Below are 15,692 nucleotides of genomic sequence, written 5' to 3' on the forward strand. Positions count from 1 at the left end.
CGTCAGGCCTCCGCGAGTGCGTTCGTGCGAACGAAGCCCTTCGCCGCGATATCCCGCGCCAGACCGAGATCGCCGGATTCGACGATGCGCCCGCGATCGAGCAGCAACACGGTATCGGGCGCGAGCGATTCGATCATCTGCAGGTAATGCGACACGATCACGAACGCGGTGCCTTGCTCACGCAGCCGGCCGATCAGGTCGATCGCCGCGCGCACGCCGTCGACGTCCATGCCCGAGTCGATCTCGTCGAGCATCGCGAGCCGAGGGCGCAGCAGCGCGAGTTGCAGCAGCTCGTTGCGCTTGCGCTCGCCGCCCGAGAAACCTTCGTTCATCGAACGGTTGAGCATCGAATCGGACAGGCCGACGCGCGTAGCGGCCGCGCGCGCGTCGCCGAGAAAATCGACGGCGTCGAGCGCCGTGTCGCCGCGCGCTTCGCGCACCGCATTGAGCGCGGTGCGCACGAAGAGATTGTTCTTCACGCCGGGAATATCGGGCGGCGCCTGGAACGACAGGAACAGGCCGGCGCGCGCGCGCTGCTGCACCGTCATCGCGAGCAGGTCATGCCCGTCGAAGCGCACGTGGCCGCGCGCGACGCGATAGGCCGGGTGGCCCGCGAGCGTCATGCCGAGCGTGCTCTTGCCGCTGCCGTTCGCGCCCATCAGCACGACGAGCGCGCCCGCCGGCACGGTAAGCGACACCGACTCCAGCACGCGGCGCTCCGCGACGTCGACGCTCAGATCGAATACCTGCAGCAAGGGTTCGGATCGATTCATGGTGGTTCCTCGGTTCTTCATGTGTGGGATCAGCCGACGGCGCCTTCGAGCGATACCGCGAGCAGCGCTTTCGCTTCGAGCGCGAATTCCATCGGCAGCGCTTCGAGCACGGCCTGACAGAAACCGCCGACGATGAGCGCCGTGGCCTCCTGCGGATCGATGCCGCGTTGCTGGCAATAGAAGAGACGGTCTTCGGAGATGCGCGTCGTCGTCGCTTCGTGCTCGACGACGGCGTCGCCGCGCGCGCTCTCGACGTACGGGAACGTGTGCGCGCCGCACTGCGGTCCGATCAGCAGCGAATCGCACTGCGTGTGATTGCGTGCGCCTTCGGCCGTGCGCGCCACGCGCACGAGGCCGCGGTAGCTGTTCTGCGCGCGGCCGGCGCTGATGCCCTTCGACACGATTCGGCTGCGCGTATTGCGGCCGAGATGGATCATCTTCGTGCCGGTGTCGGCCTGCTGGCAGTGATTCGACACGGCGATCGAATGGAATTCGCCGCTCGATTCGTCTCCGCGCAGCACGACGCTTGGATATTTCCACGTGATCGCGGACCCGGTTTCGATCTGCGTCCACGCGATGCGCGAGCGCGCGCCCGCACACAGCCCGCGCTTCGTCACGAAGTTGTAGATGCCGCCGACGCCGTTCGCGTCGCCCGGATACCAGTTCTGCACGGTCGAATATTTGATGGACGCGTCGTCGTGCGCGACGAGTTCGACGACGGCCGCGTGCAGTTGATGCTCGTCGCGCTGAGGCGCGGTGCAGCCTTCGAGATAGCTGACGTGGCTGCCGGGCTCGGCGATGATCAACGTTCGCTCGAACTGACCGGTGTTCCGCGCATTGATCCGGAAGTACGACGACAGCTCCATCGGGCAGCGCACGCCCTGCGGCACATAGACGAACGAGCCGTCGGAGAACACGGCCGAATTCAGCGCCGCGTAGAAGTTGTCGGCGGGCGGCACGACGGTGCCGAGATAGCGCTCGATCAGCTCCGGATGGTGTTCGACCGCATGCGAGAACGAGCAGAAAATCACGCCCGCTTCGGCGAGCTGTTCGCGAAAGGTCGTGCCGACCGACACGGAATCGAACACCGCGTCGACCGCGACGCCGGCGAGCCGGGCGCGCTCGTGCAGCGGCACGTTGAGCTTCTCGTAAGTCTCGAGCAGCTTCGGATCGACGTCGTCGAGGCTCTTCAGCCGGTCTTTCAGCGATTTCGGCGCCGAATAGTACGACTGCGCCTGGAAATCGATCGGCGCGATGCGCAGCTTGCCCCAGTCGGGCGGCGTCATCGCGAGCCAGCGCTCGAATGCGGCGAGCCGCCACTCCAGCAGGAACGCCGGCTCGCGCTTGCGGCGCGAAATCTCGCGAACGACGTTTTCGTCGAGGCCGGGCGGCAGCGCATCGGATTCGATGTCGGTCACGAATCCTTGCCGGTAGGGTTGTTCGAGCGCTCGGGCGAGCGGCGTGGGTGGGGCGACGTTGAGCATGGGCGAATCCGTGTGGAGCAGGGCGGTCACGACGGTGCGATGCGAAGCGCTGCGCATCGCGCGACTCGCGATCGGTCGATCATCCTAATTGTTGTACATGGTATGCATCTATTTGGCGGGCCGCAAGCGAAGGCACGGAGACCCTGCTTCGAGTCGTGTCTTTGCGAGCTGTGCGCGCGAACGCGAAGGCAGCGGCGTGTCCGCGCGTGCCGCGAGCCGAGCCGATGTGATGGTGCGGCGCGCGATGGCAAGCAACGAAATACGCGTTCGAGTGACGAGGCGATTCGCCGGATGCCGCGATGCAAGCGGATAGCGAAAAAGTATTTCGGAGTCCGTCTCGATCCGGGCACGCGTTCCGCGATGATCTGTCGAGGCGCGACGCGGCGGTCGTCGCGGTATTTTCCGAAAACGTGCAGTCTTGCCCGCGTCTCACGTGCGCCGCGAACCCAACGGTGACGCGCGTCCGGTTCAGCCCGCCTTGCCGTCGATGCGCGGCGAAGTCAGGTAGCCCGTGTAGCGCATTGCATAGACGGCGAACGCCGCCACCCAGCACGCGCCCGCCGCATCGATCCAGACGCTCGTCATGTCGGGCGCGACCCAGGGCCCGAACACGCGCACGAGCGTCGCGGCGATCAGCAGCCAATAGCATGCGATTTCGTTCGGTCCCGCACGCAGCGGCCGGCCGGTATGGCCGAGCGCGGTGCGCGTGATCATCGCAACGATCGCGCAGCCGATTACGCCGACCGTCAGCGCGTGAATCGCGAGCGAGTGCGGCGCGACGTCGAGCGCGGCGAGCGCGAGCATCGCGAAGCCGAGCGGCACCCACGCATACGCGACGTGCAAGATCCACAGGATCGGCCGCGCGCCGACGCGCCACGAGCGCCAGCCGACGATGCGCGTCGCGTGCAGCGCGGCCGCCGCGAACGCGACGGCGGCGACGAGCGCGCCGGGCAGCGCAATCGCATCCGCGCAGAGCGCGAGCACGGTGACCGGCGCGGCGAGCGTCTCGACGAATTTCCAGCGCTTGACCGCGAACCCGGGAATCGCGTTCATCGTGAACGTCGGCACGATGCGGCCGGCAATCACGACGACGAACAGCAACACGAGACCGATGGCCGAATACGCGGCTTGCAGCGCGAGATCGAGGCGTCCGTGGGTGGCCCACCAGTGAAAGAGCGCGTTGAGCGCGCCGAGCAGAAAGAGCGCGACAGTCAGGAACACGTTGCGATGGTTGCGTGCGGCGAGCAGCACGCGCAGCAGGATGAGCGCGGTGATCGGCAGGAACGCGGAGTCGACGGCGGCGGCGAGCGGTTCGGGGCCCGCCCAGACGAGCAGGCGTCCCGCCGCCCATAGCAGCCAAAGGGCGGCGAGCTGCGCGCCGTGCGGCGTATCGCGCGAGGTCCATGCTCGGATCGCCGTCAGCAGAAAGCCGACGACGATCGCGGCCGAGAACCCGAACACCATCTCGTGGACATGCCACGCAAGGCCGCTCATCGCGGGCGACCGGCCGGCCACTGGAAACCCGTGCAGCGACGCGAGCCAGAGCGCGATCGACACGATCCCGAAATAAGCGCCGCCGAGATAAAACGGCCTGAACCCGAGCCGCAGCACCGGCAGGCCGGTGGGCTGCCGAGAAGGTTGATGGGTCGCGAGCGGGATCTTCACGTTGGCTCTCCTGTTAAGATGCATACATTATGTATCTTAATGCGTGAATCGATGCGGGTCCAACGCTCGTGCGCGACCGCGGGTCGCGATGCCGCGGCGGCGGCGAACGAGCCGGCCGGTCCACCGACGAACGGCCGCGTGGCGCGGTGCTCCCGCATGGATGATGCGTCGCGCGCGTACGGAGATTCTTGATCGAACGCGTTGCGGGTATCCGTCATCGGGCGTGATTTTGATCTGCGTCAGGAAATGTTCAGGAAAGCCGAGCGTTGCCGAGCATGCGGCACAGCGACGCACGAATTCGGAGGCGCCGCGTTCGATGCGTACAAATGACGCAGCGTGCGCGAACGTCGAATCATGCGTGCGCGAGCTGCACGTATTGCGCAAACGGCTGCGTCGATGTGCGCAATACGTGCAGCTCGCGCAATTTGGGCGATGTGGCGAAGATTTTGATGGCGATGTCTGACGATTGATTTTGCTTAAGTTCGCTTAAGTGTCGGGTCGAACGATCCGTATACGGCGGAAACGAGGCCGAAACGGTCGTCTCATCACATCGAAAAGGGGCAGGAATGAGCAAGCAAATATTTGGACCTGGAATGCGCTTGATGGCGCGCATGAAGTTGCCCAGGAAGCTCGCGATTCTCGCCGCGCTGTTCATCGTGCCGCTCGTTGCGGCGCTCTACGCGACGCTCGCCGTCGCGTTGCATGCCTATGCGACGACGCAAAGCGAGCGCGACGGCATCTCGATCCTCGAAACGACGCAGGATCTGTTGAAGGCCGTGCAGGTGCGGCGCGGCGCGGGCGCTTCGGTGCTCGCGGGCAACGAAGCGATGCGCGGGAAATTCGACGCGGCGAGCGCGAGCGCGGAGCGTCTCGTCGCGGCATTGAAGCAGCAGGTGCGCGACACCGGCCGATTCGATGTCGTTGCGCCGGTCGACGCGCTCGCGAGCCAGTACGCGAAGGCGGCGACGGGCGGGCTCGGCACATCCGCCGCGGCGCTGTTCGATTCGCACACCGACGTCATCCATTCGATCTTTCTGTTCGAGAAGGATCTGGCGGTCGCCTCGCAGCTCGGTGTCGATCCGGACGCATCGAACTATCACCTGATCGACTCGGTGCTGTTCGTGCTGCCGGGTACGGCCGAGACCGTCGGCGTGTTGCGCGGCAAGGGCTCGGCCGCGCTGAGCAGCGGCGCGCTCGGCGACGCCGACAAGCGCGAGCTCGCGGTGCGCGCGAGCGGCTTGGCCGAGCAGATGAACGTGATTCGGCATCACCTCGAACGCGTGAACGGCACGCGCGGCGCCGGCGGCGGCGCGCAGACGCCGGGCGGCATCGATCTCGGCGCGGTCGCGGCATTTCAGCGCACGGTGGCCTCGCTCGCGGGTGGCGATGCGTCGATCGACGCGAAGACGTACTTCGGCCAAGGCAGCGATGCGATCGACGCGCTGTACCGCGCGCATGGCGCGCTCGCGCAGCAGTTGCGCGAGCGGCTCGCGGCGCGCGCGCACGCCGAGCAGATGAAGGTGACCGCGATCATGACGCTGAGCGTCGCGCTCGTCGCGTGCGCGCTCTATCTGTTCGTCGCGTTCGCGATGTCGACGCACGACAACGTCGCGCAATTGTCTTCCTGCATGCATGCGGTGGGCGACGGAGATCTGCGCCGGCGCCTCGCGGTGAGCGGCAAGGACGAGTTCGCGTTCATCAAGCGCGGCTTCAACGCGCTGCTCGACGTATGGGCGCAGACGCTGACCGAGACGCGGCGCGTCGCCGATTCGGTGATGGTCGGCAGCCAGCAGATCGCGGCCGGCAATCTCGATCTGTCGGGCCGCACCGAAACGCAGGCGGCGTCGCTCGAGGAAACGGCGGCGAGCATGGAGGAACTGACGTCGACGGTGCGCCACAACGCATCGAACGCTTCGCACGCGAGCACGCTGAGCGCGCAGGCGTCCGAGCGCGCGGCCGACACAGGCCGGATCGTGGGGCATGCGGTGTCGCTGATGACGCAGATCCACGACAGCTCGAACAAGATGGCGGACATCGTGTCGGTGATCGAGGGCATTGCGTTCCAGACCAACATCCTCGCGCTGAACGCGGCCGTCGAGGCGGCGCGAGCGGGCGAGCAGGGCAAGGGGTTCGCGGTGGTCGCGGGCGAAGTGCGCGCGCTCGCGCATCGCAGCGCGAGCGCCGCGAAGGACGTGAAGGAACTGATTCACGAATCGATCCGGCACGTGACCGACGGCTCGTCGCTGTTCAGGCGCGCGGACGACGCGATTCGCAGCGTGAACGCATCGATTCGCAGCGTGGATACCGTCGTGAGCGAAATCGCGAAGGCATCCGAGCAGCAAAGCGAAGGGATCGAACAGGTCAACGCGGCGATCACGCAGATGGACGAAGTGACGCAGCGTAACGCGGCGCTCGTCGAGGAATCGGCGGCGGCGAGCGCGTCGCTGCGCGAGCAGGCCGAGCACATGGGACAACTCGTCGGGCGCTTCGTGCTCGCGTAGCGGGCGAACAGCCCTTCAGCGTATACGCGCGCCGCGCCGCGAGCGGCACGTGCGCGACGTCGGAGGTTGACTTGCATCAAGTCCGTTCGCACTGCACGCCCGACAATGAAACGCCGGCATTTTGCGCGGCATGCCAGGGTATAAGCAGATGGACATCACGAAGCATACGAACGAAGGCGCGGATACCGCCGCGCCCGCTCCCCAACACGCCGCGCCCGCGTTCGCGGACGTTCAGATCTCCGAAGCGCTGATCCGGCGCTTCGACCGCCAGGGGCCGCGCTATACGTCGTACCCGACGGCCGACCGGTTCTCCGACGCATTCGACGAAGACGCCTACCGCGAATATCTGTCGCGACGCGCGACGGCCGAGCGCAATCCGCCGCTGTCCGTCTATCTGCACCTGCCGTTTTGCGAATCGCTCTGTTACTTCTGCGCGTGCAACAAGATCATCACGCAGGACCATAGCCGGACGAACGCGTACGTCGACTATCTGATCCGCGAGATGGACCTCGTCGCTCGGCATCTCGGCCGCGATCGCCTGACGACGCAGTTGCATCTCGGCGGCGGCACGCCGACGTTCTTCGCGACCGACGAGCTCGCGCGCCTGATGCGCGCGCTGCGCGGCCACTTCGAATTCGCGCCGCAAGCGGAGCTCGGCGTCGAGATCGATCCGCGCACGGTCAATGAGCGGACGCTGCAGTCGCTCGCGTCGCTCGGCTTCAACCGGACGAGCTTCGGCGTTCAGGATTTCGACCCGTCCGTCCAGGAGGCGGTGCACCGGGTCCAGCCGCTGCCGATGGTCGAGCGCGCGCTCGCCGCGAGCCGCGAGGCCGGCTTCGAATCGGTCAACATCGACCTGATTTACGGGTTGCCGCGGCAGACGCCCGCGAGTTTCGCGCGCACGCTCGACGAGGTGATCCGGCTGTCGCCCGATCGCATCGCGGTGTACAACTACGCGCATCTGCCGAGCCGTTTCAAGGCGCAGCGCCTGATCGTCGAATCGGAGCTGCCGCCCGCCGAAGACCGGCTGAGCATCTTCATCGAATCGACGCAACGGCTGCTCGACGCCGGATACGTGTACATCGGGCTCGATCACTTCGCGAAACCCGGCGACGAGCTTAGCAACGCATTGCGCGAGGGCAGCCTCCATCGCAATTTCCAGGGCTACACGACGCAGGCCGAATGCGACCTGATCGGCTTCGGCGTTTCCGCGATCGGCAAGGTCGGCGCGTCGTACAGCCAGTCCACGCGCTCGCTGAAGACGTATTACCGCCATCTCGACGCGGGACGCCTGCCGATCGAGCGCGGCTTCGCGCTGACGCCCGACGATCTGCTGCGGCGCGAAGTCATCATGACGGTGATGTGCAGCACGCCCGTCGATTTCGCGGCGATCGGCCGCAGGCACGGCATCGATTTCACGCAGTATTTCGCGCCCGAGCTGGCGCGGCTCGAGCCCTATCGCGACGCCGGCCTGCTGGCGATCGAAGCGGACCGGATCGCCGTTACGCCGAAGGGGCGCATGTTCGTGCGCGCGATCGGCATGGTGTTCGACGGCTATCTCGGCCGGCCGGCCGCTGCGTCCTATTCGAAGCTGATCTAGAAGGTGGCGTGATGAAAGAAAGCAAGATCCCGGTGCAGGACTTCCTTGCACGGTTGCCGCTCTTCAGCGGGCTTTCGCGCGGCGAGCTCGACAATCTCGCGCGGGGCACGATGCGCGCGCAGGTGTCGCGCGGGCAGACAGTGTTCAGCCGCGGTGACCCGTGCGGCGGCTTTCATATGATCGTCTACGGGCAGATCAAGCTGAGCTCGTTTTCGCCGCTCGGCATCGAGAAGATCGTGCGTCTGCTCGGGCCGGGAGACAGCTTCGGCGAAGCGGTGATGTTCATGGACAAGCCGTACGCGGTGACGGCGAAGACGCTCTCCGACGCGCTACTCCTGCACGTGACGAAGGCCGCCGTGACCGACGAGCTCGATCACAACCCGGCGTTCGCGCGCAGGATGCTCGCGAGCCTCAGCATGCGGCTGCATCAGCTCGTCGTCGACGTCGAGACGTATTCGCTGCGCTCGGGCACGCAGCGCGTGATCAGCTATCTGCTCGAGCAGAACGACGCACCCGCGGAATCCGGCCTGCAGATCCGGCTCGAGACGGGCAAGAAGGCGATCGCGTCGCGGCTGAATCTCACGCCCGAGCACTTCTCGCGCGTGCTGCGCGATCTCTGCATGCGCGAGCTTGTCGTCGTCAACGGCCGCGACATCTTCATCCCCGACGTCGATCGGCTACGCTCCGAGATGCAGTACTGACGACGCGACGCGTCGCTTGACCTGTGCGTAGCGCCGCCATGCGCCGAGCATGTTGACGGCGAGCCAGCCTGCCGACACGCCGAGCGCGACGGCGGCCGGCCGCGCGAATGCGCCCGGCGCGACGCTCGCGGCGACGAGCAGCAGCAAGGCGGCGACATGCGCGAAGAACTGCCTGCGGGCGATGCGCTCCGGCAGCATGTCCTTGACCTTCGGCATGGCGGGGATCGCCGTGTCGCTCGCCTTTTGCGCGTGATACCACAGCAGGAACGGAATGATCTTGTAGAGCATGCCGTTGATCGCCGACCATGCGCCGCCGATCGTCAGCAACACGCCCGTCGTGATTGCAACGTCGCGGCCGCCGACGCTTGCGTTCACGATCCAGAGCACGCTCGCGCCTGCGACGCTCGCTGTCGCGGTGCGCCAGAATAGCGTCGTGGTGTCGGCTTCGGGGCGCTTGCGGGTCCACAGCAGGTAAAACGTGAGCGTGGCGTACGCCGCGTATGTCACGTATAGCGCGACGCGAATCACGCCGGCCACGAAACCGAAGCGGCCGGCCGATCCGACGGCGACGATCGACGCCGCAACGAGCCAAGCGAACACGCATGGACCCAGCCAGCGCGTGACGATGCGCGGATAGGGCTCGGTGGCCTGAAACATCGGAATCAACTGAAATGAGATGCCGATCGTCAGTAGCCCGACCCATCCGGCCAGCCCCCAGGCCGCGTGCAGATCGACGAGATCGATCGAGAAGAAGGGTAGATGCCCGCCGAGCGCGAACGCAAGCGATGTGCCGAGCGCGACGGTGGCCGCAAGCGCGAGCAGCGCGATGCGCACGGTGCGCAGCACGCTCGCGGCGCCGGCGGGCATGCGTCGCCGGTGCCGCGCGAAGCCGATCGCGCAGACGAGCAGGAACCCCAGGAACGCGGCGCCGAGCAGCAGCGCGGCAGGGGCGAACAGCGCGGGGGCCCGGCACGCGAACGCGGCCGCGAGCAGCAGCGTGCCGAGCACCAGGCACGCGTGGATCGCGGTCGCGCTTGCGACGGGCGACGCAATCCGAATGCCCGCCGCGACCGACATGATCTGGATCATCGCGCCGATCATCGTCGACGCGAGCATGCCGAGTGCGACGAGGTGCGTGAGCGCGAGCGCATACGGCGACCAGCGCGACGCGAACGCGTCCGGTCCCGCCCACAGCAGCACGCCGGCCGCGGCGATCGCGAAGAGCGGCGCGCTTGCGAAAAAGCGCAGCGGCGCGCTCAGCGCGGGAGAATTGTCGAGTTCGAGTTTGCGCTGCATGGCGGGAAGCATGTCGGCTGAGAAAGGCGTCGCGAATGCGCACGAAGGGCGCGCTCGGCGCCGCCGCAATGGCACGGCGCGGCGCCGCGCCGCAGCCATGTTTCGGTATTCTGATCATAACCCCGGATTGGTCGTCGACCCGGGCAGAGACCTTGACGCGGATTAAGGCGACGGAAACGGGTTCGGCCGCACACTTACGCACCGGGCGTAAGCCGCCCCTTTCAGGAATTTGCCGTGTCCGTCGCCAAAACCGTATTCAAGAATCTCGTAATCAAGGGCAGGTCGCTGCTGCCGATTGTGCAAGGCGGGATGGGCGTCGGCGTGTCCGCGCACCGGCTTGCCGGCACCGTCGCGTCGCTCGGCGCGTGCGGCACGATCTCGAGCGTCGACCTGCGTCGGCATCATCCGGACCTGATGGCGCGCACCGGCCGCTCGCGCGATCGCGCGCTCATCGATGCGGCGAATCTCGAGGCGCTCGATCGCGAGATTCGCGCGGCGAAGTCGCTCGCGAACGGCTGCGGGCTCGTCGCCGTCAACGTGATGCGCGCGTTGTCCGAATACGCGTCCTACGTGCGCCAGTCGTGCGAGAGCGGCGCGGATGCGGTCGTCGTCGGCGCGGGCCTGCCGCTCGATTTGCCCGAGCTCGCCGCTGGTTTTCCCGATGTCGCGCTGATTCCGATCCTGTCGGACGCGCGCGGCATCGGGCTCGTGCTGAAGAAGTGGATGCGCAAGAATCGCCTGCCCGACGCCGTCGTCATCGAGAACCCGCGCTACGCGGCGGGCCATCTCGGCGCGCCGACGACCGACAGCCTGAACAATCCGAATTTCGCGTTTCCCGCAGTGCTCGAAGGTACGTTCGATCTGTTCAAGGAGCTCGGCATCGAGCGCGAGCGCATTCCGCTCATCGCGGCGGGCGGCATTCACAGCCACGAGCAAGTGCGGCAATTGTTCGCGCTCGGCGCGAGCGCGGTGCAGCTCGGCACGCCGTTCGCGGTGACGGAAGAGGGCGATGCGCATCCGAACTTCAAGAAAGTGCTCTTGGAAGCGAGGCCCGACGACATCGTCACGTTCATGAGCGTCGCGGGCCTGCCGGCGCGCGCGGTGCGCACGCCGTGGCTCGCGAACTATCTGGAGCGGGAAAAGAAGCTGCAGCGCGCGGCGAAGCCGCGCAAATGCCTCGTCGGCTTCGATTGCCTGCAGCAATGCGGGCTGCGCGACGGCATCGCGAAGCACGGCCAGTTCTGCATCGATACGCGGCTCGCGTTCGCGCTCGCGGGCGACATCAAGCGCGGCCTGTTCTTCCGCGGCTCCGAGATTTTGCCGTTCGGCCACGAGATCCGTTCGGTGCGCGAGCTGATCGACTATCTGTTGACGGGCGTGAAGCGCGCGGCCGCCGCGGTCGTCTCGCCTGAGCCGGCTTGCGTGCCGCTGCCCGCGCTCGGCTGAAGGCGCTTCGCTTCGGGCGACGCCCGTTCTCGCCGCTCGACGGCATGCCGCGAGCGGTTTTTCGTTTCCTTGATGGAGCCGTCATGCCATGACGCAAAGCAGTCACATCGCGACAGGCGCCGTGCCGATCGAACTCGTGTGTCCGGCGGGCAGCCTGCCCGCGCTGAAGGCCGCGGTCGACAACGGTGCGAACTGCGTGTATCTCGGTTTTCGCGACGCGACGAACGCGCGCAACTTCGCCGGCCTGAACTTCGACGCGCAGGCGATCGACGCCGGCATTCGCTACGCGCACGAGCGCGGTTGCAAGGTGCTCGTCGCGCTCAACACGTATCCGCAGCCGGACGGCTGGACGGCCTGGCGTGAAGCGGTGGGCCGCGCGGCCGACGCGGGCGTCGACGCGATCATCGTCGCCGATCCGGGGCTCATGCGCTTCGCGCACGAACGCTATCCGGCGCTGCGGCTGCACCTGTCGGTGCAGGGCTCTGCGACGAACTACGAGGCGATCAATTTCTATCACGAGCATTTCGGCATCGCGCGCGCGGTGCTGCCGCGCGTGCTGTCGCTCACGCAGGTCGAGCAGGTGGCCGAGAACACGCCGGTCGAAATCGAAGTGTTCGGCTTCGGCAGCCTGTGCGTGATGGTCGAGGGGCGCTGCGCGCTGTCGTCGTACGCGACGGGCGAATCGCCGAACACGCGCGGCGTGTGCTCGCCGGCGAAGGCGGTGCGCTGGCAGAAAACGCCGGACGGCCTCGAATCGCGGCTCAACGGCGTGCTGATCGATCGCTACGAAGACGGCGAGAACGCCGGATATCCGACGCTCTGCAAGGGCCGCTTCACCGTCGCGGACGAAAGCTACTACGCGATCGAGGAGCCGACGAGCCTGAATACGCTGGAGCTGCTGCCGAAGCTGATGCAGATCGGCATACGCGCGATCAAGATCGAGGGGCGCCAGCGCAGCCCCGCATACGTCGCGCAGGTGACGCGCGTGTGGCGCGACGCGATCGATCAGTGCGCGGCGAACCTTGCGCGCTACTACGTGAAGCCCGCATGGATGACGGAATTGAACAAGGTCGCGGAAGGGCAGCAGCATACGCTCGGCGCTTATCACCGGCCGTGGAAATGACACGCACGACGGCGCACGCCTGAATGCGGGAGCGAGGATCATGAAAATTGCTTTGGGGCCGGTGCAGTACTACTGGCCGCGCGTCGCGACGATGCAGTTCTATCAGGCGATGTCGGAGACGCCCGTCGACATCGTCTATCTCGGCGAAACCGTTTGCTCGCGCCGCCACGAACTGCGCGCAGCGGACTGGCTCGAGATTGCCGACATGCTGGCCGAGGCGGGCAAGGAGGTCGTGCTGTCGACGCAGGTGCTGCTCGAATCGGGCCGCGATCTGAAGGCGATGCGCGAGATCGTCGAGAACGGCCGCTATCTGGTCGAGGCGAACGACATGGGCGCCGTGCGCTGCAGCGCGCGGCGCGCGTTCGTCGCCGGGCCGTGGCTCAACGTCTACAACCCGCCGACGCTCGCGATGCTCGCGGAACTCGGCGCGCGGCGCTGGGTGATGCCGCCCGAGATGAGCGAGGCGGGCCTCGCGAGCATGCAGGCCGAGCGTGCCGAGCATCTGGAAACCGAAGTGTTCGCGTACGGGCGCATTCCGCTCGCGTTTTCCGCGCGCTGCTTCACCGCGCGGAACCGCAATTTTCCGAAGGACAACTGCCAGTACGTATGCATGGAGCATCCGGACGGCTTGCCGCTGCACACGCGCGAAGGCGAGCCGTTTCTCGTGCTCAACGGCATCTCGACGCAATCCGCGCGCGTCTACAACCTGATCGACGAGATCGACGCGCTGCGTGCGCTGAACGTCGACGTCGTGAGGCTCAGCCCGCAATCGCAGCACATGGGCGACGTGATCGATGCGTTCCACGGCGTGCTGAGCGGCCGCACGAATGCGCGCGACGCGCTCGCGGCGCTGCACGAGCGGATGCCGGAAGCGTCGTGCAACGGCTATTGGCACGGCAAGCCGGGCCTCGAGCGCGTCGTGCGCTGAAGCCGTCGGCGCGGCCTGTGCCGCGCCGCTTCCGATTGGTTTGTGAGGATTCCGTGATGAATGCCGCGATCTATCAATTGCCGCCCATGGTCGGCAAGCTGCTGTCGAAACTGCCCGCGTATCCGGGGGCGTTGCTGTTCGCGGGCGGGATCAATCTCGTGCTGCGCAAGCATTTGCCCGCGGAGACGCTCGCGCTGCTGGAGGATCGCCCGCTGCGCATCGAAGTGAAGGACGCGGGCGTCGCGTTCGATTTCGTCTGCCGGCGCGGCGCGTTTTCCGCGCTGTCCGGCCGACGCGACGTCGACTTGACGATCGGCGCGACCGCATACGATTTCTATCTGCTGTCGCAACGCCGCGAAGATCCGGACACGCTGTTCTTCAGCCGGCGCCTGACGATGGAAGGCGACACCGAGCTCGGGTTGCTCGTGAAGAATTCGCTCGACGCGATCGATCTGTCGGCGTTCTCGTTCGATCAGTGGCTGCCGGCGCGGCTGTTCCGTTCGCGGCCGATCGAGCGCGGCGGAATGCCGGACTGATAGGCGCGCAATCCGGGGAGCGCTCGTTCAGGAGAGCGGAATGAAGAACGAAACGAAGACGCTGCCGATCGTCTATTCGTGCTCGGGATGTTCGAACGTCGCGCAACTCGCGAATCACGTCGCGGTGCGGCTCGACCGTAGCGGCGACGCGGAGATGTCGTGCATCGTGGGCGTCGGCGGCGACGTGCCGTCGCTGTTGAAGCTCGCGCATTCGGGCCGGCCGATTATCGCGATCGACGGTTGCCCGCTCGTGTGCGCGAAAAAAAGCCTCGGGCGGCACGGGATCGCGCCGGACGCGCATGTGCAACTCGGCGAGCACGGCGTCAGGAAGCGCTTTCACGAGGACTTCGACCCGGCCGACGCGAAGCGCATTCTTGCGCTCGCGCGCGACGAAGCGTTGCGGCTCGCGCGATGCGGGCGCGAGCACGCGCATGACGGCGCCGCGCGCGTCGACGAGCGCGCAGATGCCGCACTGCAAGACAAGGTGTGATTTCGTTCGGGAGAATCGCGGGCGGCTTGTCGGCGTCTGGCTTGCTCGGCACTCGAGCGGTGGGATCGACGCATGCGTCGCATGCGGCGAAAGCGCCCTCGGAGTCGTCGTTGCAGAGTGCATCTTGCGCTCGGGGGCATCTTTGATTTCACCGCTCGCGCGCACGCGATCGCATGGACGCAGAGCGCATGCGCGCCGATTCAACCGCGTCGAACCGCGAAATTCGCGAACAGGCGATCGAGCCTGCCGAGCAATGCATCGCTCGGATAGCCGATGACCGGCGTGGCATTCAGCGTGCTGTCGCCGCATCCCTGCGCGCGAAACACTTGCAGCACGTAATTCTCGACGCCGAGATCGGCGAGTTCATGGGCAAGCCGCAGCAGCGCGGGCTCCGGCAGCAGGTCGGGATGCGCGGTCGTCCGGCATTCGTACGCGACGCCGCTTGCGAGCACCGCTTCGAGGCTCCGCCGCGCGTGGCCGCCGCTCGTACGCACGTGCGTCGTGTGCGCGTAGTCGTCGAACGGTGCCTTCACGTCGAGCCCGATCCAGTCGAGCGACGGCAGCAGGTGCGCGAGCCGCCGCGGATGCGTTCCCGCGCTGTGCATGCCGACCTTGAAGCCGAGCCGCCTCACGTCGTCGATCGACGCGGCGAGCGCCGGATCGATCGACGGCTCGCCGCCGCTGAACACCACGGCGTCGATCAGGCCGACGCGGCGCGCGAGGAACGCGAGCAGCGCGTCCCATTCGATCGCGGCGGGTTGCGAGCGCGCTTGCAGATGCGGGTTGTGACAATATCCGCATCGCCATGGGCAGCCCTGCACGAACACGACCGCGGCGAACCGGCCGGGATAATCGGTCGCGGTGAACGGGACGAGCCCGCCCACCTTGAGCGGATGACGCCGGGCGAGGGCGAGGTTCATCGCGCGGGCCGTGCGCTTACGCCGCGGCGCGCAACGCGACGTCGCTCGACTCGCGTTCGCGGAAGTACTTGCGCTCGTGGAATTCGCCTTTCTTGCCGACGTTGAACGACGACATGGGGCGGTGGTAGCCCATCACGCGAGTCCAGATCTCGCACGGCTGGCGCTCGTCGTCGGACAGCGCGATCGCGGCGAGGGCGGCTTGGTCGTTGGTTTTCAGTGTCGTCATGAT

Annotated in this window: 15 protein-coding genes; 8 read left to right on the forward strand and 7 right to left on the reverse strand. The window is 66.8% G+C overall.

The window, feature by feature from the left end:
• Positions 1–2: 2 nt before the first annotated feature.
• The 4 genes from sufC to WS78_RS36965 form a co-directional block, all read right to left on the reverse strand.
• Positions 3–773, reverse strand: coding sequence for a Fe-S cluster assembly ATPase SufC (sufC, locus tag WS78_RS05895; RefSeq protein WP_059584182.1), 771 nt, complete (start codon positions 771–773; stop codon positions 3–5).
• Between the two features lie 29 nt (positions 774–802).
• The gene (sufB, locus tag WS78_RS05900; protein ID WP_059584201.1) at positions 803–2,257 is read right to left on the reverse strand and encodes a Fe-S cluster assembly protein SufB; all 1,455 of its coding nucleotides are present in this window, start codon (positions 2,255–2,257) and stop codon (positions 803–805) included.
• A 468-nt stretch (positions 2,258–2,725) separates the two neighbouring features.
• Complete coding sequence (locus WS78_RS05905) at positions 2,726–3,922, reverse strand: NnrS family protein (protein WP_059584180.1); 1,197 nt, start codon at positions 3,920–3,922, stop codon at positions 2,726–2,728.
• Between the two features lie 352 nt (positions 3,923–4,274).
• Positions 4,275–4,535, reverse strand: a complete 261-nt coding sequence (locus WS78_RS36965) for a hypothetical protein (RefSeq protein ID WP_197419470.1) — start codon at positions 4,533–4,535, stop codon at positions 4,275–4,277.
• Here WS78_RS36965 and WS78_RS05915 point away from each other — a divergent pair.
• The 3 genes from WS78_RS05915 to WS78_RS05925 all read left to right on the forward strand — a co-directional run bounded on the left by WS78_RS05915 (position 4,489) and on the right by WS78_RS05925 (position 8,724).
• Positions 4,489–6,423: a methyl-accepting chemotaxis protein gene (locus WS78_RS05915; protein ID WP_059584178.1), complete on the forward strand. Its 1,935-nt coding sequence runs from the start codon at positions 4,489–4,491 to the stop codon at positions 6,421–6,423. The two genes, WS78_RS36965 and WS78_RS05915, sit on opposite strands and share 47 nt — an antisense overlap.
• A gap of 148 nt (positions 6,424–6,571) precedes the next feature.
• Positions 6,572–8,023 carry an oxygen-independent coproporphyrinogen III oxidase gene (hemN, locus tag WS78_RS05920; protein ID WP_059584176.1) on the forward strand — a complete coding sequence of 484 codons (1,452 nt, stop codon included), beginning with the start codon at positions 6,572–6,574 and terminating at the stop codon, positions 8,021–8,023.
• 11 nt (positions 8,024–8,034) lie between these two features.
• Entirely contained in the window at positions 8,035–8,724 is a 690-nt protein-coding gene (locus tag WS78_RS05925; RefSeq protein WP_059584174.1) for a Crp/Fnr family transcriptional regulator, read from the forward strand.
• On the opposite strand, the gene WS78_RS05930 is transcribed toward WS78_RS05925, so the two are convergent.
• Complete coding sequence (locus WS78_RS05930; RefSeq protein WP_059584172.1) at positions 8,701–10,020, reverse strand: hypothetical protein; 1,320 nt, start codon at positions 10,018–10,020, stop codon at positions 8,701–8,703. The genes WS78_RS05925 and WS78_RS05930 overlap by 24 nt on opposite strands.
• A 234-nt stretch (positions 10,021–10,254) precedes the next feature.
• On the opposite strand from WS78_RS05930, the gene WS78_RS05935 reads away from it, so the two are divergent.
• The 5 genes from WS78_RS05935 (at position 10,255) to WS78_RS05955 (ending at position 14,543) form a co-directional block, all read left to right on the forward strand.
• Positions 10,255–11,466, forward strand: coding sequence for an NAD(P)H-dependent flavin oxidoreductase (locus tag WS78_RS05935; protein ID WP_059584170.1), 1,212 nt, complete (start codon positions 10,255–10,257; stop codon positions 11,464–11,466).
• Positions 11,467–11,554: 88 nt separating this feature from the next.
• On the forward strand, positions 11,555–12,589 hold the full coding sequence (gene ubiU / locus WS78_RS05940) for a ubiquinone anaerobic biosynthesis protein UbiU (RefSeq protein WP_059584168.1): 1,035 nt from the start codon (positions 11,555–11,557) through the stop codon (positions 12,587–12,589).
• A 40-nt stretch (positions 12,590–12,629) separates the two neighbouring features.
• The gene (locus WS78_RS05945; protein ID WP_059584165.1) at positions 12,630–13,517 is read left to right on the forward strand and encodes a U32 family peptidase; all 888 of its coding nucleotides are present in this window, start codon (positions 12,630–12,632) and stop codon (positions 13,515–13,517) included.
• Positions 13,518–13,573: 56 nt separating this feature from the next.
• A complete protein-coding gene (ubiT, locus tag WS78_RS05950; RefSeq protein ID WP_038750709.1) occupies positions 13,574–14,053 on the forward strand; it encodes a ubiquinone anaerobic biosynthesis accessory factor UbiT in 480 nt (159 codons plus the stop codon).
• 40 nt (positions 14,054–14,093) lie between these two features.
• Positions 14,094–14,543 carry a putative zinc-binding protein gene (locus WS78_RS05955; protein WP_059584163.1) on the forward strand — a complete coding sequence of 150 codons (450 nt, stop codon included), beginning with the start codon at positions 14,094–14,096 and terminating at the stop codon, positions 14,541–14,543.
• A 200-nt stretch (positions 14,544–14,743) separates the two neighbouring features.
• Here WS78_RS05955 and WS78_RS05960 read toward each other — a convergent pair whose 3' ends face one another.
• A complete protein-coding gene (locus WS78_RS05960; RefSeq protein ID WP_038750704.1) occupies positions 14,744–15,463 on the reverse strand; it encodes an anaerobic ribonucleoside-triphosphate reductase activating protein in 720 nt (239 codons plus the stop codon).
• A gap of 16 nt (positions 15,464–15,479) precedes the next feature.
• Positions 15,480–15,692 carry an anaerobic ribonucleoside-triphosphate reductase gene (gene nrdD, locus WS78_RS38045; protein WP_081989811.1) on the reverse strand — a complete coding sequence of 71 codons (213 nt, stop codon included), beginning with the start codon at positions 15,690–15,692 and terminating at the stop codon, positions 15,480–15,482.

Source organism: Burkholderia savannae (assembly GCF_001524445.2).
Lineage (GTDB): Bacteria > Pseudomonadota > Gammaproteobacteria > Burkholderiales > Burkholderiaceae > Burkholderia > Burkholderia savannae.